Genomic DNA, 21868 nt, shown 5'->3' on the forward strand with positions numbered 1-21868 from the left:
AATAATTTTCAACTTTGGTTAAAGACAGGAGCTCTGACCAGTGTAGATTGTATATCGAAAAGGAATACAACTATCAGCTGTGAATACTTAAGGAGAGCAAATGGCATATTTTCTTACTGGTGGTACAGGTTTTCTAGGACGAAACCTGTTAACCCGCCTGTTAAAAAGAGAAGGGACGATATATGTACTTTGCCGTAATGAAAATGCTCAAGAAAGACTAACCACATGGCAAGAAGAGAACGGGATCGAGGCTGGCCGCATCGTTCCAATTACAGGTGATCTCACACAAGCTGGACTGGGGCTGTCAGAGCAAAATATCTCAACGTTAAAAGGCAAAGTAACGCACTTTTTCCACTTAGCTGCAATTTATGATCTCAGCGCTGGCGCTGAAGAGCAGCAAGAGGTAAACGTGTTAGGTACCAACCATGCTTTAGAAGCGGCTAACCTACTAGAAGTCGGTTGTTTCCATCATATTAGTTCCATTGCAGCAGCAGGCTTGTACGAAGGTCACTTCCGTGAAGACATGTTTAGCGAGGCTGAAAACCTTGATCATCCTTACTTTTCTACCAAACATGAATCTGAACGCGCGGTTCGTGAGAACTGTTTAGTCCCATTCCGCATCTACCGCCCTGGTATGGTAGTCGGTGATTCGAAGACAGGTGTCGCTGACCGTGTAGACGGCCCGTATTACTTGTTCAAAATGATCCAGCGCATTCGTGGCGTGTTACCAGCTTGGGTACCAACTATTGGTTTAGAAGGCGGTCGACTTAACATTGTTCCTGTCGATTATGTTGTTAACGTACTTGACCACATCGCACATAAAGAAGGCTTAAATGGCGGTTGTTTCCACATTACCGATCCAAAACCTTACCGTGCAGGTGAAGTGCTTAATATCTTTGCAGAAGCTGGTCATGCGCCACGTATGGCGATGCGTATCGATGCGCGTTTATTTGGCTTAGTACCGAATCAAGTGAAACAAGCGATCATGTCGCTACCGACGATCAAACAAATCGCCGATGTCACTATGAAAGATCTCGGTATCCCAGCTGAAGTTTTAAAATTCTTCACCTACCCGACAGAGTTTGATTGTCGTGAAACTCAGCAAGCACTGAAAGGTTCAGGGATCGAGTGTCCTCGCCTACCGCATTACGCACCTGCAATTTGGGATTACTGGGAGCGTCATTTAGATCCTGAAATCTCAGGTGATCGCAGTTTGAAAGCACGCGTTGCTAATAAGATCATTTTGATCACTGGCGCAAGCTCAGGGATCGGCCAAGCCACTGCATTCAAATTAGCAGAAAATGGCGCGGAAATGCTCCTAGTGGCACGTGATGAAGAAAAACTCGCCGAAACGCGTGCCCAGGTAGAAGAGCTTGGTGGTATAGCACATACCTACCAATGTGATCTCTCAAACATCAGTGATGTAGAACGTTTAACTGCTGATATTTTAGAAATTCACGGTCGCGTTGACATTTTGATAAATAACGCAGGTCGTTCAATTCGTCGTTCGATTGCAAACTCAGTCGACCGTTTCCATGATTTCGAGCGTACTATGCAGCTTAACTATTTTGGCGCCCTTAAACTGACATTAGGTTTATTGCCAAGTATGGAAGCACAAGGCGGTGGCCACGTTATTAACATCTCATCGATTGGGGTATTAACCAACGCACCACGTTTCTCTGCATATGTTGCATCAAAAGCCGCACTCGATGCCTTCACCCGTTGTGCTGCCGCAGAGTATTCGGATCTCAATGTAAACTTCACCACCATCAACATGCCACTTGTGGCAACACCAATGATTGCACCTACCAAAATCTACCAATCAGTGCCGACACTGAAACCAGAAGAAGCGGCTGATTTATTGGCAACGGCAATCATCGATAAACCTAAACGCATTGCAACTAACTTAGGTATTTTCGGACAGATTGTTCACGCACTCTTCCCTAAACTTGCAGAAATCATCATGAACAGTAGCTTCCGCATGTTCCCTGATTCGAAAGAAAGCAGCCAAGGAAAAGAGCTGGATACCGAGAAAAACAAAGAAAAAGCATCATCAGCAGAGCTCATTGCGCTCTCAGCATTACTACGTGGCATTTATCTCTAAGCTACGAATATCAACGTTACACGTCTATTGGTAAAAGGAAAATTAACATGGCAGATCTAAAAGCAAACTTTGAACAAGCTCAAAAGGATGTTAAACAGCTGACTCAACGTCCATCAAATAACGAGCTATTGGCACTTTACTCACTATTCAAGCAAGCAACAGACGGCGATGTGCACGGCAAACGCCCTGGCATGTTTGATTTTAAAGGTGCTGCTAAGTATGAAGCGTGGGAAAAACTGCAAGGTATGAACGCTGATGACGCAATGCAGAAATACGTAGAGATTGTTGAAAAGCTAACTGAAGCCTACGCGTAATCAGCGTATAGGCTGTCTAACATGCTTTCGTAAAACATGCAGAGTCATGCTAAGTAAGCAGTTAGGCTATTGAACAAGAAGCTATAGTAACCATAAGCAAAAGGCAGACGCTTACGTGTCTGCCTTTTCTTGTATGGTAATCGAGTTAAGTGTCTATACGCTTGCTAACTACTAAACTGCCCATCTTCAACTTGCTTCGGGTTTGGCCCGTATTCATTGCTTTCTTCATCACTGTCTTTTATGAAGAAATACAACAGTACAAGTGCGCCAATCACGGGAATGATTACAATAAACATCCACCAGCCGACACGACCTGTATCATGTAAACGTCTTACCCCTACCGCTATGGTTGGGATCATCACAACAAAAGAATAGATAGAGCCTAAAATACCTGCACCATCGACTGATCCCGGTGTCTGTAGCACTTTATCAATAACAGCCAAACATAACGCAATCACAAGGTTACATAAGAAGAAGTACCAATACTCTTTGCGTCGTGCCCTTCCTTTAAATACGGCATAATTTTTTAATACGTGTAAATACCAGCTCATAGTCCTACCTCTTGTCATTTGCTGCTATGTATTACTGTTAATAGTTAGCATAAAACAGCCGTTATAAAGTCGCTAAATAAATCTCTGAAATGTAAGTATTCAATATAGCTAATACTAAAATTTGCCTAATGTCGGCCTAGATCACACCAATATCGCCCCGAATCCAACTCCGAAGTGCGTTAATTACCATTAGCTTGTTACTCTAGCTATATTAAGACAGCATTTTAACTGATTTACGATAAGCTAAATGGACATAAACTGTAGAAATAAGGCAATGGTATGAAAATTATCAAGCACTTAGTTCGATCAACCTTGGTACTGGTTACGGCTTGTTTTACGTTTCTAACATTTGCAGCCAACGAAAACCTACAAAGTGCTGAGCCAAGCATCCAGTCAGACAGCGCATCAAGCACAGCGAGCAGCATACGCTTAGCTGAGGGGATTTATTCACCAGAACACGGCATTATCTGTGACCAAAATGCAGGGTTTTGTGTCGATGAGTTTGGCATTTCGATGGCATTTACCCAATCTTTTTTAGGTGATGATGCCCAAAACAAGATGCTAAAAATGATTGAACAAGTCGGTGGTAGCGACAACTTCGACAGTAGCCGCTTTTCTTTCAGTAACAAGGTTTATTGTGATTCAACAGAAGGTCGCTGTTTTGATGATCGCTACAGCGAAACCCAACAGGCGCAGTTCACCGAGATTCTGTTTACTGAAGAAGAATAACCACACCATTAAAAGTAATGGGCAATGGCGAGATACCGCTCACGAATATGCTCAATTAACAAACGGATTTTTTGCGGTGGCTGGCGGGTAAATGGATAAACCGCATATATGCCTAGCCGCTTGCCCACTTGCTTAGGAAATAGATCTATTAAATCTCCCTTCATCAGATCATGGTACACCAAGCAGCGTGGCACATAAGCAATACCATGGCCGCCTAATGCCGCTTTGCGTAATGCACCTGCATTGTTGGTTGAGAAGTTACCGCTGATCCGCACAATGTAATTACCATGATCACCCTTGAACTGCCATTCTGCCGCTCCAGTTGTTTGGTAGGCGTACTGCAAGCAGTTATGGTTAATTAAGTCTTCTGGTTGCTGAGGTTTACCGTTTCGGCTGATATAAACAGGAGCCGCACAGATTACCCATTGTGAATCTAAGATATGACGTGCAATTAAGCTGGAATCTTCAAGGTGACCAGTTCTGATCACCAAATCAAACCCATCATCTATCAAATCAACAAATTTATTATCAAGCGACATATCTACCGTCATACCCGGATTTTGCACGCAAAAATCCGCAACTGCATCGGCTAAAAGTAGGTCTCCTGAGATAGTAGGCACTGACATTTTTACATGGCCTGTCACTTTTTCTCCAAACCCAGACACCGTATCTATGGCTTCTATCGCCGCCTGCTTCACATTTTTAGCCCCTTGGTAAAGTAATTTACCCGCCTCGCTCACCGTCAACTTTCGCGTACTTCGATACAAAAGCTGAACACCAAGCTCTTCTTCTAATCGGGCAATTCGCTTGCTAACCACAGAGTTTGTAAGGGAGTTTTGTTCAGCAACTCGACTAAAAGAACCGAGCTCTACCACCTGTGCAAACAGGATTAAGTCATCTGTTTTGACCATGATTTATCAACTTTTGGAATTAATCTTTTTCATTATTTCCCTATATTAAGAAAAATGAAAGGAGTACCGTCACACTTGATTTACATTTTTGCTACAAATGTAGTACTAAAACTAATCTAACGTTGATACAAGACGGCTGTACGAAGGATGTACTCTAATGACTGATACCCTACTTGCTATACTCGCCTTTTCACCGATAGTGCTCGCCGCTATCTTACTGGTTGGTCTTAATTGGCCAGCAAAGCATGCCATGCCTGTCGCCTTTGGCTTAACGGTTATCATTGCTTTATTCGGCTGGGATATGTCGGCTAACCGTGTTTTAGCCTCCAGTATCCAAGGCTTAATGATCACCATTGCAGTGTTGTGGATTGTGTTCGGTGCTATCTTCTTGTTAAACACTTTAAAGCACACTGGCGCTATCACTACCATTCGTAATGGCTTCACTGATATATCTACCGACCGACGTGTTCAAGCGATCATTATTGCTTGGTGTTTTGGCTCCTTCATTGAAGGCGCATCTGGCTTTGGTACCCCTGCCGCTATTGCAGCCCCTCTTTTAGTTGCTATCGGTTTTCCTGCATTAGCAGCTGTGCTGATGGGTATGATGATCCAATCGACTCCGGTTTCTTTTGGTGCCGTTGGCACGCCTATAATCGTGGGTGTTAACAAAGGGCTAGATACCCATAACATCACAGAATCATTAATCGCTAATGGCTCAACATGGGATGTTTACTTACAACAGATCACCACTAACGTCGCCCTGATCCATGCTTGTGTCGGCACATTAATGCCAGTATTAATGGCGATGATGCTCACGCGTTTTTTCGGTAAAAACAGAAGTTGGACGGAAGGCTTAGACATCTTGCCGTTCGCCCTATTTGCAGGCTTTGCGTTCACGGTACCTTATGCATTAACAGGTGCACTGCTTGGCCCTGAGTTCCCATCGTTAATTGGCGGCTTAGTCGGGTTAGCCATTGTCGTTACTGCTGCTAAAAAAGGCTTTTTAGTCCCTAAATCAAAGTGGGATTTTGAAAGCGAAGACAAATGGCCAGCAGAATGGTTAGGGTCACTTAAAATAGAGATCAAAGAAGCAACAGGCAAACCAATGAGCCTCGCATTAGCGTGGGCACCTTATGTACTGTTAGCGGTAATACTGGTTGCGAGCCGAGTCAGTAAAGACTTCAAAAGCATGTTAACCGATGTTAGCTTTTCACTCAGTAACATACTCGGTGAAGCGGGGATCAGTGCTGCCATCCAGCCTTTGTACTTACCTGGCGGTATCTTAGTCTTTGTTGCTCTGCTTGCGGTATTGCTGCAATCACGCCAAGTCAGCCCACTGATTAAAGCCTTTGGTGAATCAAGTAAGACCTTAATTGGTGCAGGGTTTGTACTGATCTTTACTATTCCTATGGTGCGAATTTTCATTAACTCAGGCGTTAACGGTGCTGATTTAGCCAGTATGCCTGTAACCACTGCTAATTTTGCATCTGGCTTAGTGGGTGAATTCTTTCCAGCCCTTAGCGCAACAATCGGAGCGTTAGGTGCCTTCATTGCGGGATCAAATACCGTATCGAATATGATGTTCAGCCAGTTCCAATTTGAAGTGGCGCAGACGCTAAGTATCTCAAGTGCGGCCGTGGTTGCCTTGCAAGCGGTAGGTGCGGCAGCGGGTAATATGATTGCGATTCACAACGTGGTTGCCGCATCTGCGACTGTGGGTTTGTTAGGTCGTGAAGGGGCAACTTTACGCAAAACCATTATCCCAACGTTCTACTACCTTGTGATGACTGGTGTGATTGGTTTGATCATCATTTATGGCTTCGGTATAGGTGATGTGCTACTAGCCAGTAGTTCGTAAAAACCTTATATCAGGCTAAATCCTTGAGACTAAAATAAGCCAAGAAAGGGACTTCTTGGCTTCTCTTGTATTCCTTTGCTTATTTCGGTTCTGCTCCCTGCTGTGGCTCTTAGTTGTCACGCAGTCATTCCCCCATACCCGCCGCGTCTACCATCCAAGACACAGACACAAAGTTTCGCCAACTATACTCAAACCACCTTGTAGCCATTAGGAATGAATGTGGTGATTGAATCGCTTCCTACTTTTGTCGGATTGGCCACAGTTATCAGTCTTTCAGCACTGGCTGCTGTGCTGTTCACTACCCTCATCCACTATGCTGTTCACCCTGCCCGTACCGATGAAAATGCGCAATTATGCTCTACACTCTCGACACGGTTAGGCGCTATTCAAGCCTTCATTCTTGCCTTAGCTTTTAATTCTGTTTTTTCCGAATATAACGAATTACGCGAATCAATTGATCAAGAAGCCATGGTGATCTCTTTGGTATTAGAAGATTTAAGTGAAGAGTTACCCACCGAACATGCCCTTCCAAGCATCGCCACTCTCGCCAACTATGTTTACGCTGTTATTGAAGAAGATTGGATAACTAAAGATCCATTAGCAAACAGCCTTACCGCAGATCTCGCTCTATATGACTTACGCCGCATGCTAGATGCCATTCCGCGTACCCCTGACATTGTTGAAACAACAAATGAAATAGACAAACTACTTGATGAAATAGAACGGCTACGCATGCAACGCTTATTTGATTACGATGATGACCTACCCCCTTTATTTTGGATTATGGTGATCGGTCTTTTTTTTCTTGCTCTGATACCGTTGAGCTACTTTAAACCGAGTAAGATTAGTTCGTTTTATCTTTCAGCTTTTGGTGCAGCGACAGGAATGGTGATGTACGCGATTTTAATTTATTCACAACCCTTCCAAACAAGCTTAACTGTTGGTAATCAACCTTTTAGTCAAATACTAAACGCAATAGAAAATGAATATTCAGCCCTAAAACAAATCTCGGAAGATCCAGACGATCTTCGCCTACCCAAAGTAAAATCAATGCAGGTAACCCCATACCCAAGAGAACGCTAAATTAGCTGTTTTTCAACCACGCGCGAATTTTCGGATTCGATAAACCACGGTACAACAACAAAGAAAACAAGATCATCGTACACCCTACTACCTTAGTGGCGGGCATGGCTTCTTTGTACCATAGGATACTGAGTAGTACGGTCCAGATCGGCTCTAAGATCATGATGATCGCAGCATTGGCAGCCGTAACCCGTTGCTGACCCATGGTTTGGGTTAGGTAACGTAAACTAGTCGCAAATAGCACACTGAGTGCAAACCAGCCCCATATCACCGATGGGATCGTAGCAGGCCAAGTCTCCACCGATAATGAGAGTATTAGCCCTAGCACACCTGTCACGAATAGTTGAATACAGGTTAGCAACATCACAGGCATACGCTGCGCAAAGCGACTATTAAAGTTAAAGTGCAATGCCAAAAAGAAAGCAGCAAGTAAGAACCACAACTGGCTAATAGATCCCTGCCAACCTTGAGAAAGTGACAGCAACATTAAACCAACGATAGCAAAAGGTAACGATAACCAAAACTCTCGAACAGGTTTGTGCTTAAAGAGCACCCACGCCACTAGCGGTGCAAGCAATACCGAAAGGCTCATAATAAAAGCCCCTTCCCCTAAGGTATCGCTAATTGAAATGGCATAAATCCAACACAGCAGTGCCCCACCAAGCAAACAGCCTACCGACATAGAACGCAGGACATCGCCAATCGCGACAGCTTTAAAATGCTTCACACAAAAGGGAAGTAATATTAATGATGCCGCTAAAAAACGTAGCCCCATAAAACCAAATGGCGGCAGGCCTTGGATCACTTCTTTTGAAAAGATCCAACCAGCAGAAGCACAAAACGTTGTAAAAAGCAGTAAAAACTCAGCGCGTCTTTCAAGTGTCATTAAATGGTTTATCTCATACAAAAAAAGCGTCACGAGGAATAACGCGCATTGTATGATGATTTGGTAAAAACACGATTAGTTTCACGATGAACCGAGTGATTAATCACAAAGATCATCACATTTTATGCCTCTGAACATTCACGCTGAATACCCAAATATCTTGTGATCAGTTTACATGCCAGGAAAAGTCTCACTGCGCATAAACTTTATACATTGCGACGACATTTCACTTGCTATATTTGAAGGTATAGACGTATTCCAAAACGGTTTAGTGCATCTATCCTTAATTTTGTATTTTCATCTCATCATGTTTTAGCCTTATACGGCAGCCTAGTTTTTCACTCGCCTTCATAGCAAAATATTGTACAACTAACATTAAGGCCGTCACTAATGACGTAATCAGTAAGATAATAGCTATATCACTGCCAAAAAGGGATGATATCTCATAAAGTAACCCCATTACGGACAACACTAAGTACGCAAAAAACAGGCTAATAAACAAATGAAATAATAGCGCTTTCAACCTAGTATCAAAATCCATAATAGATGAACGCTTATAGCCAGAGTAATACCCCGTTATCATCACTGGTAGAATGAGGCTCAGGAAAGAATTTGAGCTTGATTCTATGCCTAAAAAAGTCGCGATCACTCCCCAAATAATGCCAGATACTATCGACACAGCTAGCAATAGGAACCCCACCCTCACCCAACTAGATTCAGGCTGATTAATGTGTGTATCAACGTCAAGTTCACTCATCTTTATTTCTCTACTCTTATTTATGAAATAATTAGAGCGGTATTAAACCAATTGAATATGATTAACACTAACCGATTTTTGCTCACTCACTCCTAAATATGAAAATTCGCTTTTCAATCTGTTACACACTTTTCAATCTGTTACACAATATAGGGCTCGGCCAATGCCACCTAAGCACGCCTGTTATGTGTAAACGTCATGTCTGCACTTTAGTCGATACAATGCAAATTATGCATACCATTCCTGAGTTTTATTCATTTGTTTCATTAACTAGGTTTCTTTAATATCCGCGCCTCGCAATTTCGCGTATGAGGCACTGATGTTTTCACAATCACTTTTTGCGCAGTTAACCCGTATGGTTTTACTGCTCATCATTACTCTTATTGGCGTTCATCATTGTCAGCCTTTGTTAGATGCACTTGCACAACATGCTGTTCATGCAGGTTGCCATCAATCAAACTCGGATTCACATACAGAGCACCACTAATGAGTATTTTTCGTTTTCCACTTTTAGTATGGATGGGAATAGGGACATTAATTTTTAGCCTTGGGATTAGGCAGTCATTTGGTATCTTCATGATGCCAATCTCAGATACATTTCAAACTGGCCGTGAGTTCTTTAGCTTTGCGATTGCCCTGCAAAACCTTCTATTTGGCATGTTCCAACCTTTTGTTGGCATGGCATCGGATCGCTGGGGACCACGACGTATCATCATGTTAGGTGCTGTTGCCTACGGCGCTGGCTTGTATCTCACGTCAATCGCGACTGAGCCAAGCATCTTGTATGTCACTATTGGTATGTTGGTGGGTTTAGGTTTAAGTGCTACTAGCTACGTGATCGTACTGGGGGCTATCGCACGCGTAGTACCTGCAGAGCACACAGCAAAAGCCTTTGGCTTAACGACCTCGGCAGGCTCGTTTGGTATGTTTGCGGTGATCCCAGGCGCGCAATCGCTATTAACCCATTTTGATTGGCAAACCGCATTACAAATTTTTGCCTTAGCTTGCTGTTTAATGATCGCTTTCGCGAGCTTTATGAAAACAGAAAGTGCTAACAGTAAAGGCGTGGTTGAAGATCCACAAACACTGAAACAGGCCCTGTCTGAAGCCTTCAGTCACAAGGGCTATTGGCTGATTCATGCGGGTTTCTTCGTATGTGGTTTCCACGTCATGTTTATTGCGACTCACCTGCCTAGCTATCTGGCTGATAAAGGTTTACCCGGTAATATTGCCGCGATGGCACTTGCCTATGTGGGTATTTTCAATATCTTCGGTTCGTACTTTTGGGGCGTGATGGGCGATAAATTTGATAAACGTTATGTGATGACTTCACTGTACCTTGTTCGTACTGTGGTTATTGCAGCCTTTGTCACTTTACCTGTGACTGAACACACCGCTGCTATCTTTGGTGGCGCCATTGGTTTTTGTTGGTTAGGTACAGTGCCATTAACATCTGGTTTAGTTCGTCAGATCTTCGGCGCACGCTACCTATCCACCTTGTACGGCTTGGTTTTCTTTACTCACCAAGTAGGCAGTTTCTTAGGTGCTTGGGTGGGTGGTCGTATTTACGACTATTACGGTTCATACGAGCCTATCTGGTGGTCGACGGTAGTATTAGCTTTCGTGGCGGCATTGCTTCACTTACCCATAAACTGTAAACCTGTTGCTCGCCTTCAAGCTGTATATGGCTAATATTTTTACAGATTGAACAATATTAAGCACTTGGCTGCATAATAATTTATGCAGCCAACATTTATTCAGCTTCATTTTCGTCTTCACTCACGCCCCTTTCACAACAACTCTGCGCACACTTTGTTGCTAAAAAGTACCTAAGTTATTCACAAAACGAACAATTCCCAATCGTCTATTTGATATATTTATCATCACAATCAAAAAAATTGCATTTAACTGTGAATAAAGCTGATTATTTGATGACTAAAATATTCAACCACATATAATACCAACACAAGGCATTTCATTGGTATAATGGAATTTGCCAACCCTAAAGTAGAGGCGCGCTGCCTAAGAGTATCCGAGCGGAGGGTGATTCCGTTGATGCCGGAGAAAGGAGCCAGCGCCGAAGTGACTGTTGCTATCAATCTCAGTCGCTGGGTCTGTGCCGAACAGGTACAGAACTGCCATAGGTTTTTACTATGGAGCGCTGCCAGAAGGGGTAACAAGTGATCGTTATTATGCTTCTTAGTTACTCGTCCTTTCGGTAGATCTCCACCTTATATGTTGTAGGTGAACTGAGATCATGAACCTTTTTGATTTTTCGGACTCTCTTTGGTCCGTATTGCCCGCTATGATTGCGGTCATTCTTGCTGTATCCACGCGCCGTGTTTTGCTGTCTCTCGGTACTGGTATTGCAGCGGGTGCATTAATGCTTAATCATTACTCACCGCTAGATGCCCTCCACTATTTAACAGACAAAGTCTTAGCCATTGTGTGGAGTAACGGTTCGCTAAATGGCGACAACGTGAATATGATTATCTTCATGTTATTGCTTGGGGCGCTAATTAGCTTAATGAGTGTCTCGGGCGCAACACAAGCTTTTGCCGATTGGGCATCGGTACGCTGTAAAGACCGCCGCAGTGCTAAGTCTCTTACTGGCTTAATGGTATTTGTTTTCTTTATCGATGATTTCTTCCACAGCCTGTCTGTTGGTGCAATTTGTCGCCCTGTGACAGACCGCTTCCAAATCTCCCGCGCTAAACTTGCTTACTTACTTGATTCTACCGCTGCTCCTGTTTGTGTTCTTATGCCTATCTCATCTTGGGGTGCGTACATCATCGCGCTTGTCGGTGGCATCATGGTGGCACATAACGTAACAGACCAAAGTCCTATCGCTGCATTTGTCGAAATGATGCCAATGAACCTGTACGCGGTATTTACCTTAGTTATGGTTGTGTGCGTTATTTTCTTCCAGCTAGATATCGGCCCTATGCGTAAGCACGAAGCTTGGGCGTTAGAAGGCAAACTTTGGGATGAATCACAAGGTAAACCAACGGGCCTAGATGTTGAAGTACCTGAAGATGCTAAAGGCGGCATGATTGATATGGTATTGCCGATCTTCACGCTAACCGCTGCCACTGTCTTTTTCATGGTGCAATCTGGCGCAGCAGTACTTGCTGATAAGGGTGAAGTATTTAGTGTTATCGGTTCATTTGAAAATACTAATGTTGGCTCGTCACTGGTCTACGGTGCGATTTGTAGCTTAGTGGTTTCAATTGGTTTAGCACTACGCTTAAAAATGAGTGCAAACACTTGGCTAAAAGCTGCACCGCAAGGTATCTCTGCGATGATGCCTGCGATTGTTATTTTATTCTTCGCATGGACCATTGGTGCCGTTGTACGTGACATGCAAACCGGTATTTACTTAGCATCAATGGCTAACGGCAATTTACCTATCGAGCTATTACCTGCGCTGGTTTTTGTTTTATCTTGTGCTATGGCGTTTGCAACAGGTACAAGCTGGGGTACGTTCGGTATCATGCTGCCACTAGCAGGTGATATTGCAGCTGCAAGTGACATTGCGATGCTACTTCCAATGCTGTCTGCGGTGCTTGCTGGTGCGGTATTTGGTGACCATAGCTCCCCTATTTCCAGTACCAGTATCCTTTCTGCTACAGGTGCAGGTTGTCACCACATGGATCACGTCATGACACAGCTGCCATACGCATGTTCTGTCGCGTTTGGCGCACTACTGGGCTACCTTGCTATCGGTTACACCCAGTCTGCATGGATTGGTGTAGGCGTGAGTGGCTTATGGTTCTTAGCCTTCTGTATCTTTGCAGTACGAAAATCTCAACCTGCTATGGCCGCAGAGCCTGTGACTAACTAATCACACGACGACAAATATAAAAAAAGAGCAAAGCTATAATGGCTTTGCTCTTTTTTTTGCGGCCACAGTAAACCTATCCCCCCTCTCACTGTCTCCTCTCTCTATCTCCTCTCTTCCCGCCAAAAACTGGCACAAGCTACATCATTCTTTTTCAGTCTTACTGTATTTCAGTATCCGTTGATTTCAGCATCAATAGATTGGATTACAGAAACGCGCTATTTCGTAAACACCAACACAAGGTCGCCAGCACCTGCGGTAGGGTAAAAACAAGTAATAACGCTATTCATCGCGCTTAGGCAACCTTAGCTCCTAGACTACCTTAACCCCTAGACGAGCCGACTCCACCCATAAAAAATGCCAGTCAGCAAAACTGACTGGCATTTTGATTTTTATGCTAACTCGTTTCTAGTACGAGTAATCACACTACAACATGGCTAGCGATTAAAGGTGCTCACCACGACGTAGTGCATCGATACGTTTTTCTAGCGGTGGGTGTGTCATGAATAACTCAGACAGTGACTTTTTACCGTTAATACCAAACGCCATCATCGAACCTTCAAGCTGTGGCTCTTGGCTCATTTTCAAGCGCTCTAGGGCAGAAATCATCTTCTGCTTACCCACTAGGTGAGCAGAGCCCGCATCCGCTTTAAATTCACGATGACGGCTGTACCACATGGTCAAGATGCTCGCCAAGAAGCCAAACAGTACTTCCATGATAGAAGACACGATAAAGTAGGTCATGTAGCTACCACCTTCACCCTCTTCATCATTACTATTAACGCCACTGATCACGCCAGCAACTAAACGAGAGACGAAAATAACAAAGGTATTCACGACACCTTGCATTAACGTCATTGTCACCATGTCACCATTGGCGATATGGCTGATCTCGTGAGCAAGCACAGCTTCAGCTTCATCACGTGTCATGTTGTGCATCAGGCCAGTAGATACCGCTACTAATGAATCATCACGCTTAGCACCTGTCGCAAAAGCATTAATGTCAGCGGAGTCATAAATCGCCACTGTTGGCATACCAATGCCCGCTTGTTGTGCTTGACGAGATACAGTTTCCATTAGCCAATGCTCTGTCTCATTACGCGGATGTTCAATAACTGAACCACCCACAGAGCGCAACGCCATCTTCTTCGACATGAATAGAGAGAATAGCGAGCCACCAAAACCAAACAATGCCGCCATAACAAGCAAACCTGAAAGGCTACCTGGCTGCATACCTGTGACAGCATAAACAATGTTCAAGACGACACTGAATACCAACATAACGGCAAGGTTGGTTGCCAAAAACAATGCAATTCGCTTCATATTTTTAGTTTTCTCCAATAAAAGAAGCTTCAACAGCTTTATTGTTAAATGCCATAACGCCTTCCTGCTACGCGCCAATTGCGTATGCGTAAAAAGCATTTAACGATTTATCTATATAGTATGGTCGATCAAAGTGATTACAAGGGAAAGTCTCAAATTGTTACTTTTCGTTAGCTAGTATACATTTTTGATATGACCATTGAGGAATAGCTCATTGTATAGAAAGAGTTTTCTGTACAACAACACATATTAAGACTAAGTTACAAATTAACCATTACTTTTGGTTAAACACTAAACAAAGTGTTTTTTTATTAGTATAAGACCTTAGTCGTATTGCATAGATCATACTAGTTAGCTATTGTCGCTATGTATTAAGCGAATGTCATATCTATCAAGGAGGAAAAATGGCAGACCAAGAGAATTACCAAGTTGCAATTGATATCCTTCGCTGTCATCTGGGCATGACAGCAGATGAAGCACACAAAGAACTTGGTTTAGATCAGTCGGGCAAACCGCAGTTGTCTTCAACGCAAGAAGCGCTGATTGGTTTAACACAAGACTAATCAAGCTCTGTATTTCAGCGTTATAACTTGCTCAGGTGAATCCCCTGCCATTAGCGGGGGATTTTTGTATTTGCATTCCTAAGGCTTAGCCATTCTAGCAACTCGATATGCTCTCTGCTGGGTTCATTTCAGCGCATGACAGAAAGTGTCGGAAATGTTCAATCTGTCTCGCGCGTTATTCACTATCATAACCTTGTAATTCCAATTATAAGGTTAACAACATTGTCTACTCTCTCTCTGAAAACAGGCCTACCTGTTGCGTTAACACCAACGCTGAATATTTCATTAATTGCTCAAAACGACTTGCCAGACATCATCGACATGCTGGGTAACCCTGCGGTGAATGAATTCCTTTTTTTTGCACCAGCGCCCATTGACGTTTACGAAGGTTTTTTTGGCCCAATTATTGAAGAGACACAAAATGCAATCGCTACAGGTGAATGGCCAGAGCATCTTACTATCGTGATTCGAGACACAAGTGGCACCTACATGGGAATGGCTGGTCTACCATCGGTAATGTTCTTAGAAGGCAACTTCGAACTTGGCTATCAGCTGGCAGAGCACGCATGGGGACAAGGCATTGCAACACAAGCCGCACAATACCTAACAGCACTTGCGTTTAACGAACTTGGTGCGCATAAGGTAACTGCCGATTGTTACGCCAGTAATGCAGGTTCGTACAAGACATTAGAAAAATGCGGATTTAACCGTGAAGGTTGCCAAAAGGATTACTATAAAGTTGAAAATGGCTTTGATGACCTCTTGCATTACGGTATGACCAAAGCTGATTTCCTTGCTCAACACACATTGCGTTAAAACATAACGTTTACCTCACCTCTCACATCCAACTCACATCATCACGCTTTAGTGATGATGTGGGTTTCCTCTTGGCCTATCAGCAAACCCATCCTTACTTTGCTTGTCGCTTGATAAGCTATAAATTAGATGATTATTAATATTGACCTGTCTACAGCTTTACAGTTTACAGTGCCTTGGTTCAAACAATCGTGTGGAGACAAACAGTGTATCGAATATCAGAACTTGCAGAGCAAGTGGGCTTATCACGCACGGCTTTGCTCTATTACGAGAAACAACAACTCATTAAAGGTCATCGTCTCGACAACGGCTACCGCGTATACAGTGATAAAGATTTACAGCGCATTCGCCTTATTCAACAACTGCAATCTGGTGGATTAACACTCAAAGAGTGTAAAGCGTGCTTAGAAGCAAAAGTGGATCGCCAGTTACTGGCAAACCGTTTAGTAACCTTGGATGAAGAAATTGCGAAAAAGCAGCAATCTCGTCAATTGCTTGCTGCATTACTGGGTGAAGGTGACCTTAAAGCATGGCATGAGAGCGTTGATAAAGTCGCGCCAGATGCACATTTAGACTGGTTAATAAAGCAAGGCTTTACGGAAAAAGAAGCTTTGCACTTAAAATGGTTATCAAAAGACATGAACGAACACGACACTTACATGGCCGACTTTATGAAGGTCTTTGAAACACTTGAACGTTGGGCGCCTGGTTCTGAAAGCGAAACGTTAAAAGCACTCTCCTTAGTTCCACATACACCGAGCACTATTCTCGAAGTGGGCTGTGGTAAGGGGCTAGCAACTCACTTATTAGCAAACCACACCGATGCATCAATCACAGCGGTGGATAACGAAGAGTCAGCCCTGCAACGACTCAACGAGCGATTCATAGCCAATCACTTAGCTCATAGGCTTACAACTGTGTGTGCCAGCATGACGGATATGCCCTTTCCCCACAATAGTTTTGATTTGATTTGGGCTGAAGGGAGCGCTTACATCATGGGGGTCACCAAGGCCCTATCCACATGGAAGCCTTTGCTGACTGACGACGGTATTATGATGCTCAGTGACCTTGTATGGTTGACCGACGCACCAGATGATGAAGCAATTGAATTTTGGAAACAGGAGTACCCTGATATTCAGACTGTTGCGACACGTTTAGCACAAATCAAGGCCGCAGGTTTTGACGTCATTGAGCACTTCACACTCAATGAGGAAGCATGGCAAAACTATTACGAGCCACTCAAATCGCGAGTGAAAGAACTTGAGGCTGGCATGCCAGCGTCTACAGCCCTGCAAGATATAAACAAAGAGGCCAATATCTACACCCGCTACCTTGGTCAATTTGGTTATCAAATGTTTATCTTAAGAAATCGGCGCTAACTATTCTGGCTATTCACATCATTTCGAAAGTGTCATGGTGTGAATCCCCCTCTAACAAGCTCAACGCTTTTTCGCTTATATCCTCAATAAGCAATCAACTCATTGTTTCCTTACGTGGACGTTTTAAGCCTGTTTCGGCTTATATTTTCCGATATATTCATACCAACACAACTAATAATAACACCTAGTCGTTTGCCCCGACTGGGTATCAAAGTACGAGAAAATAAATGAAATTAGATGCGATCCTTTGGGACTATGATGGAACACTCGTTAACTCAGTCCCCAAAAACATCGATATTACGAAGCATATTTTATCCATCGTTGCCCCCCACCTCACAGGCGACAACCTACCTGAATGCCTACAAAGTGAAGCGGCCTATCATCAGGTAAACCATGCGGCCAAAAATTGGCAAGATCTTTATGTACGCTATTACGGTATGACAGAATCAGAAATGTTAATTGCAGGTTCATTATGGGCTGAACATCAATTAACAAATACAACCCCCGTCCAACTGTTTACAGGTATAGACTGCACTATCAGAGATCTATCCTCGATCCCTCATGGTATTTGCTCACAAAATGCCTCACAAAACATTTTAAATGTATTAACGGATGCACACGTTGATCCCTATTTTAAAGCGATTATAGGCTACGATGATGTTGCTAGCTCAGGGCAAAAGCCATCACCAGAGAGCGGCTTGTTATGTTTTAACCAGTTATTTGATAGCCCTGAAAACAAAACCATTATGTACATTGGCGATCATGAAGCGGATGTTCTTTTTGCTAAAAACATGAATGCAGCATTGGGTGATAATACAACCGTTATTTCTGTTGCTGTCACCTACAGCGGTGCACTACCTAAGCACTGGGCTACCCAGCCAGACTTCATTATTCACACACCAACAGAATTAACCACTCTCTGTGTACCGTACTTATCGTAGCTAACGGCTTTTGCGAACTTCTCTCCCCCTGAAGTCACAAAGATGTTGCAACCAACGAAGTCGATAAAAGCCCCCCTGCTTATCATTTGTGGGGGAAATATCGATATTACTTTTGCTGTAAGCTCCGCGCTAAATCCTTCCTGTAATCATCATTGGAAGCGTAGCCATATAACCGCCACATATCTGCACTTTTTAATCCGTACCGATAAACACACTCTGCAAGCCATTGTTGACGATTAATAGCGATAAGCTGTTCTATTTTTTGTTTAAGTGATGTCATCTTAATTCTCCAATGTAGTGGACATTGAAAGTATATTGACCTCAGCTAACCACATGAGTATCAGACAAGCAGATTGCAGTACTTTTCGCGCAATATAAACATAACAAGGCTGTTTTCAGTATAATTTCAATACCTAAAAACCACCCGTAACCATCGGTGGAAATAAAGAATGAAGGCAAAATAATGAAGGGACACCTTGAAAAAGTACCTCAGCGCATTGGCGCTTCTTGGCGATACCGAAAGATCGTTGAAGGCAGTAAAAGCTATGGCTGGCACCGACACAAGGAGTATGAACTCGCCATTCATCGTCACTTTCAAGGTTGTTGTTTTGTTGGCCACCACCAGAGCAATATTCAGCATAATCATATGGTACTTATCGGCCCTGACCTACCCCATGCCATGTTTTCCAATACTGACGGCCAACACACTCAGTGTGAAACACATGTCATTTGGTTTCGTAAAGATTGGGTTCAGCAACTCATCGCCTGTTGCCACGAGTTAGAACCCCTAAAACGGCTACTCTCAAACGCGAGCCATGGCATACAGTTCTCTACCGATACAGCAGAGCGCGCAGCGCAATTATTAGCTGGTGTGATTGATATGCCACCTCACCAGCAACTCACCACGCTATTTTCATTGTTTTCACTGCTACTTAAAGATAAACAAGCGCAGCAATTGATGAGTATTGTTACAACAAACATTGATGATGAATTAGCCAATGAACGTATTGGTAAATCTGAGGCGTTTTTAATGAAAAACTTTGCAAATGATATTAGCCTTAACGATCTGGCTAATCATTTGTATATCAGTGAGAGTAGCGTTCGGAGGCTATATCAAAAGCACTATAACGAAAGCTTCAGCCAACATTTAAAGAAGATCCGACTGAATGTTGCCTGCGATTTACTGATGAATACCCGCTTACCGATAAATATTATTATCCAAAAGGTAGGATACGATAACCAAGCCAACTTTAACCGTCAGTTTAAAGCGTATAAGCAGGTCACTCCGACGGCTTATCGAGCGGCAATGAGTAAGATATAGATGGGGTAATATCGTGAGCAGACTTATGTACTATTTTACGCATGTTCCACTGTCACAACGCGATTTACCGGTTAACCAAAATGAAAAACGGTATCTATTTTTAGCAAAGAATAGGTAAAAACAATCGACAAAGGGTTTGATCAGGGGCCAACGCAAGGGTGCGTATAACCAGCCTCGCCCAACTAACTGCCATGCACGATGCGTGACGTCTAATCCCAGTAATAACTGCCCTTTATCATCTAATGCATGCAGCACAGTATTAGCTGCGTTCGCATCAATTTGAGGGTATGCACTAAAAGCGTCACTGTAGATGTCCACGATTTGAATAACACGCTGGTGATCTTTTGCTGCCAGCGCTGACATTTCTTTTGAACAAAGCGGACATGTTCCATCATAAAATACCGTGAGCTTAATCATTACGACCTTCAGTACAGTGAATGTATTTACCCTAATGTACGCGATTAAGCCTGTTTCGATCATCGTTTAATAAATTTCAGATAAAAAAAAGCCCCGAACTCAGTACTGTTCGGGGCAAAGACAACTCTGGAAATGAAATTTAATTAGCTTTTCTGAAACCGTATTTCAATCTGGACAAGCGGTCGGTAAGCCGTGTCCAGACTGCAATATCGGTCTATCGGCGCATCTGTTTCTGGCTTAACTCAACGGCACGAAGTTGCGCCATTGCTTTTGCCAAATCCATTTGCGCCTGAGCGAAGTTCACATCGTTAGCATGCTTAACAATGTTCTCTTCCGCTGCACGGCGTGCCTCGTCCGCGCGGGCTTTGTCGATGTCCTTCCCGTGCATAGCTGTATCAGCCAGCACGGTTACTACTGAAGGTTGTACTTCAACAATCCCACCCGAGATATAAAGGATTTCTTCAGGATCCTTTAGACCGGTAACGAAACTCGCCACACCTGGTTTTATCCCACTGAGCAAAGGAGAGTGGCCCGGGCGAATACCTAATTCACCATCGAACCCTGCAATCGCCAGCGCATGGGCCGGACCAGAAAACAGTGGGCCTTCGGCACTCACAATGTTGAGCTGGAACGTATTTTCAGTAACGCCAATTGCCATAATTTACCCCTTTACATCTGCTTCGCTTTTTCAATTACTTCATCGATACTGCCGCAGTACAGGAATGCCTGCTCTGGGATATCGTCATACTCGCCATTTAGCAGCCCTTTAAAGCCTTCGATGGTTTCTTTCAGTGAAACAAACACACCAGTCTGACCTGTAAACACTTCTGCAACGTGGTAAGGCTGAGTTAAAAAACGTTCAATCTTACGAGCGCGGGAAACGGTTTGCTTATCTTCTTCTGACAGCTCATCCATACCCAAAATCGCGATGATATCTTTCAGTTCTTTGTAACGTTGCAATACAGTTTGTACACCACGAGCGACTTGGTAGTGCTCCTGACCAACAATCAGCGGATCAAGCTGACGTGACGTTGAATCAAGTGGATCAATCGCAGGATATAAACCTAGCGCGGCAATGTTACGTGACAGTACAACCGTTGCATCTAAGTGCGCGAACGTTGTTGCTGGAGACGGATCCGTTAAGTCATCCGCAGGGACATATACTGCTTGGATCGAGGTGATCGAACCTTTCTTGGTTGATGTAATACGCTCTTGTAATACACCCATCTCTTCAGCCAATGTAGGTTGGTAACCTACCGCTGATGGCATACGGCCAAGAAGTGCTGATACTTCTGTACCAGCTAAGGTATAACGGTAAATGTTATCGATGAATAACAACACATCACGGCCTTCATCACGGAAACGTTCAGCGATAGTCAAACCTGTTAAAGCAACACGTAGACGGTTACCTGGGGGCTCATTCATTTGCCCGTACACCATGGCAACTTTGTCGAGTACACCCGCTTCTTTCATCTCGTAATAGAAGTCGTTACCTTCACGGGTACGTTCCCCAACACCAGTGAACACTGACAAACCTGAGTGTGCTTTTGCGATATTGTTGATAAGTTCCATCATGTTGACGGTTTTACCTACACCTGCACCACCGAATAAACCGATCTTGCCGCCTTTGGCAAACGGACAGATCAAGTCGATCACTTTCACGCCAGTTTCAAGCAGCTCAGCACTGTTGGCTTGCTCTTCGTAAGAAGGGGCTTCACGGTGAATGGCATAAGTCATTTCTTCACCAATTTCACCACATTCATCAATCGGTGTGCCTAGCACATCCATGATACGGCCCAGGGTTGCTTCACCTACTGGTACAGAGATTGGTGAGCCTGTGTTATGAACATTCAGGCCACGGCGTAAACCATCTGATGAACCCATTGCAATACAACGAACGACACCACTACCAATTTGCTGCTGGACTTCCAGCACTAATGAAGCATGACCATCATCAATAATATTCAGTGCATCGTATACGCGTGGCACACTATTCTGGTCAAATTCCACATCAACGACTGCGCCGATGACTTTGACAATTTTACCCGTACTCATTTGTTATCCTCGGAAATTC

At 43.7% G+C, this 21868-nt stretch carries 22 protein-coding genes and 1 riboswitch; of the genes, 13 read left to right on the top strand and 9 right to left on the bottom strand.

Features of this window, described 5'->3' with window-relative positions; all coding sequences use genetic code 11:
- Positions 1-100 precede the first annotated feature (100 nt).
- Positions 101-2104 carry an SDR family oxidoreductase gene (locus L4C35_RS02605; protein ID WP_428461412.1) on the top strand — a complete coding sequence of 668 codons (2004 nt, stop codon included), beginning with the start codon at positions 101-103 and terminating at the stop codon, positions 2102-2104.
- A 47-nt stretch (positions 2105-2151) separates the two neighbouring features.
- A complete protein-coding gene (locus L4C35_RS02610; RefSeq protein ID WP_048897178.1) occupies positions 2152-2418 on the top strand; it encodes an acyl-CoA-binding protein in 267 nt (88 codons plus the stop codon).
- Positions 2419-2582: 164 nt separating this feature from the next.
- Here the strand turns inward: L4C35_RS02610 and L4C35_RS02615 are convergent, their stop codons facing one another.
- Positions 2583-2969 (bottom strand): DUF805 domain-containing protein, encoded by a 387-nt coding sequence (locus L4C35_RS02615; RefSeq protein WP_428461413.1) that lies wholly within the window; start codon positions 2967-2969, stop codon positions 2583-2585.
- Between the two features lie 279 nt (positions 2970-3248).
- Here L4C35_RS02615 and L4C35_RS02620 point away from each other — a divergent pair, with 279 nt between their 5' ends.
- Complete coding sequence (locus L4C35_RS02620) at positions 3249-3698, top strand: YcgJ family protein (protein WP_428461414.1); 450 nt, start codon at positions 3249-3251, stop codon at positions 3696-3698.
- An 8-nt stretch (positions 3699-3706) separates the two neighbouring features.
- Here the strand turns inward: L4C35_RS02620 and L4C35_RS02625 are convergent, their stop codons facing one another.
- Positions 3707-4609 (bottom strand): LysR family transcriptional regulator, encoded by a 903-nt coding sequence (locus L4C35_RS02625; protein ID WP_428461415.1) that lies wholly within the window; start codon positions 4607-4609, stop codon positions 3707-3709.
- Between the two features lie 157 nt (positions 4610-4766).
- Between L4C35_RS02625 and L4C35_RS02630 the strand changes: the two genes are divergently transcribed.
- Together L4C35_RS02630 and L4C35_RS02635 are read left to right on the top strand one after the other, a co-directional pair.
- The gene (locus L4C35_RS02630; RefSeq protein ID WP_428461416.1) at positions 4767-6467 is read left to right on the top strand and encodes an L-lactate permease; all 1701 of its coding nucleotides are present in this window, start codon (positions 4767-4769) and stop codon (positions 6465-6467) included.
- 219 nt (positions 6468-6686) lie between these two features.
- Positions 6687-7550 (top strand): bestrophin-like domain, encoded by an 864-nt coding sequence (locus L4C35_RS02635; protein ID WP_428461417.1) that lies wholly within the window; start codon positions 6687-6689, stop codon positions 7548-7550.
- Between the two features lies 1 nt (position 7551).
- On the opposite strand, the gene L4C35_RS02640 is transcribed toward L4C35_RS02635, so the two are convergent.
- Positions 7552-8436, bottom strand: a complete 885-nt coding sequence (locus L4C35_RS02640) for a DMT family transporter (protein ID WP_428461418.1) — start codon at positions 8434-8436, stop codon at positions 7552-7554.
- Between the two features lie 283 nt (positions 8437-8719).
- Entirely contained in the window at positions 8720-9193 is a 474-nt protein-coding gene (locus tag L4C35_RS02645) for a hypothetical protein (protein WP_428461419.1), read from the bottom strand.
- Between the two features lie 319 nt (positions 9194-9512).
- Between L4C35_RS02645 and L4C35_RS02650 the strand changes: the two genes are divergently transcribed.
- From L4C35_RS02650 to L4C35_RS02660, 3 genes are all read left to right on the top strand, one after another.
- On the top strand, positions 9513-9680 hold the full coding sequence (locus tag L4C35_RS02650) for a hypothetical protein (protein ID WP_428461420.1): 168 nt from the start codon (positions 9513-9515) through the stop codon (positions 9678-9680).
- Positions 9680-10885 (top strand): MFS transporter, encoded by a 1206-nt coding sequence (locus L4C35_RS02655; RefSeq protein ID WP_428461421.1) that lies wholly within the window; start codon positions 9680-9682, stop codon positions 10883-10885. Before L4C35_RS02650 ends, L4C35_RS02655 begins: the two co-directional genes overlap by 1 nt.
- A gap of 308 nt (positions 10886-11193) precedes the next feature.
- Positions 11194-11365: riboswitch (Lysine riboswitch) on the top strand.
- Positions 11366-11450: 85 nt separating this feature from the next.
- A complete protein-coding gene (locus tag L4C35_RS02660) occupies positions 11451-13037 on the top strand; it encodes a Na+/H+ antiporter NhaC family protein (protein WP_428461422.1) in 1587 nt (528 codons plus the stop codon).
- A 441-nt stretch (positions 13038-13478) separates the two neighbouring features.
- Here L4C35_RS02660 and htpX read toward each other — a convergent pair whose 3' ends face one another.
- On the bottom strand, positions 13479-14357 hold the full coding sequence (gene htpX, locus L4C35_RS02665; RefSeq protein WP_428461423.1) for a protease HtpX: 879 nt from the start codon (positions 14355-14357) through the stop codon (positions 13479-13481).
- A 404-nt stretch (positions 14358-14761) separates the two neighbouring features.
- On the opposite strand from htpX, the gene L4C35_RS02670 reads away from it, so the two are divergent.
- From L4C35_RS02670 to L4C35_RS02685, 4 genes are all read left to right on the top strand, one after another.
- Positions 14762-14920 carry a hypothetical protein gene (locus L4C35_RS02670; RefSeq protein ID WP_428461424.1) on the top strand — a complete coding sequence of 53 codons (159 nt, stop codon included), beginning with the start codon at positions 14762-14764 and terminating at the stop codon, positions 14918-14920.
- Positions 14921-15142: 222 nt separating this feature from the next.
- Entirely contained in the window at positions 15143-15736 is a 594-nt protein-coding gene (locus tag L4C35_RS02675; protein WP_428461425.1) for a GNAT family N-acetyltransferase, read from the top strand.
- A 206-nt stretch (positions 15737-15942) separates the two neighbouring features.
- Positions 15943-17115: a MerR family transcriptional regulator gene (locus tag L4C35_RS02680; RefSeq protein WP_428461426.1), complete on the top strand. Its 1173-nt coding sequence runs from the start codon at positions 15943-15945 to the stop codon at positions 17113-17115.
- Between the two features lie 227 nt (positions 17116-17342).
- Positions 17343-18056, top strand: coding sequence for an HAD family hydrolase (locus L4C35_RS02685; RefSeq protein ID WP_372020320.1), 714 nt, complete (start codon positions 17343-17345; stop codon positions 18054-18056).
- A 106-nt stretch (positions 18057-18162) separates the two neighbouring features.
- On the opposite strand, the gene L4C35_RS02690 is transcribed toward L4C35_RS02685, so the two are convergent.
- Positions 18163-18336 carry a hypothetical protein gene (locus L4C35_RS02690; protein WP_428461427.1) on the bottom strand — a complete coding sequence of 58 codons (174 nt, stop codon included), beginning with the start codon at positions 18334-18336 and terminating at the stop codon, positions 18163-18165.
- A 183-nt stretch (positions 18337-18519) separates the two neighbouring features.
- Between L4C35_RS02690 and L4C35_RS02695 the strand changes: the two genes are divergently transcribed.
- On the top strand, positions 18520-19377 hold the full coding sequence (locus L4C35_RS02695; RefSeq protein WP_428461428.1) for a helix-turn-helix transcriptional regulator: 858 nt from the start codon (positions 18520-18522) through the stop codon (positions 19375-19377).
- 30 nt (positions 19378-19407) lie between these two features.
- Here L4C35_RS02695 and L4C35_RS02700 read toward each other — a convergent pair whose 3' ends face one another.
- The 3 genes from L4C35_RS02700 to atpD form a co-directional block, all read right to left on the bottom strand.
- On the bottom strand, positions 19408-19794 hold the full coding sequence (locus L4C35_RS02700) for a thiol-disulfide oxidoreductase DCC family protein (RefSeq protein WP_428461429.1): 387 nt from the start codon (positions 19792-19794) through the stop codon (positions 19408-19410).
- A 214-nt stretch (positions 19795-20008) separates the two neighbouring features.
- On the bottom strand, positions 20009-20452 hold the full coding sequence (locus tag L4C35_RS02705) for a F0F1 ATP synthase subunit epsilon (RefSeq protein ID WP_428461430.1): 444 nt from the start codon (positions 20450-20452) through the stop codon (positions 20009-20011).
- Positions 20453-20463: 11 nt separating this feature from the next.
- Complete coding sequence (gene atpD, locus L4C35_RS02710) at positions 20464-21849, bottom strand: F0F1 ATP synthase subunit beta (protein ID WP_428461431.1); 1386 nt, start codon at positions 21847-21849, stop codon at positions 20464-20466.
- Positions 21850-21868 lie beyond the last annotated feature (19 nt).

Source organism: Photobacterium kagoshimensis (assembly GCF_050337045.1).
GTDB lineage: Bacteria > Pseudomonadota > Gammaproteobacteria > Enterobacterales > Vibrionaceae > Photobacterium > Photobacterium kagoshimensis.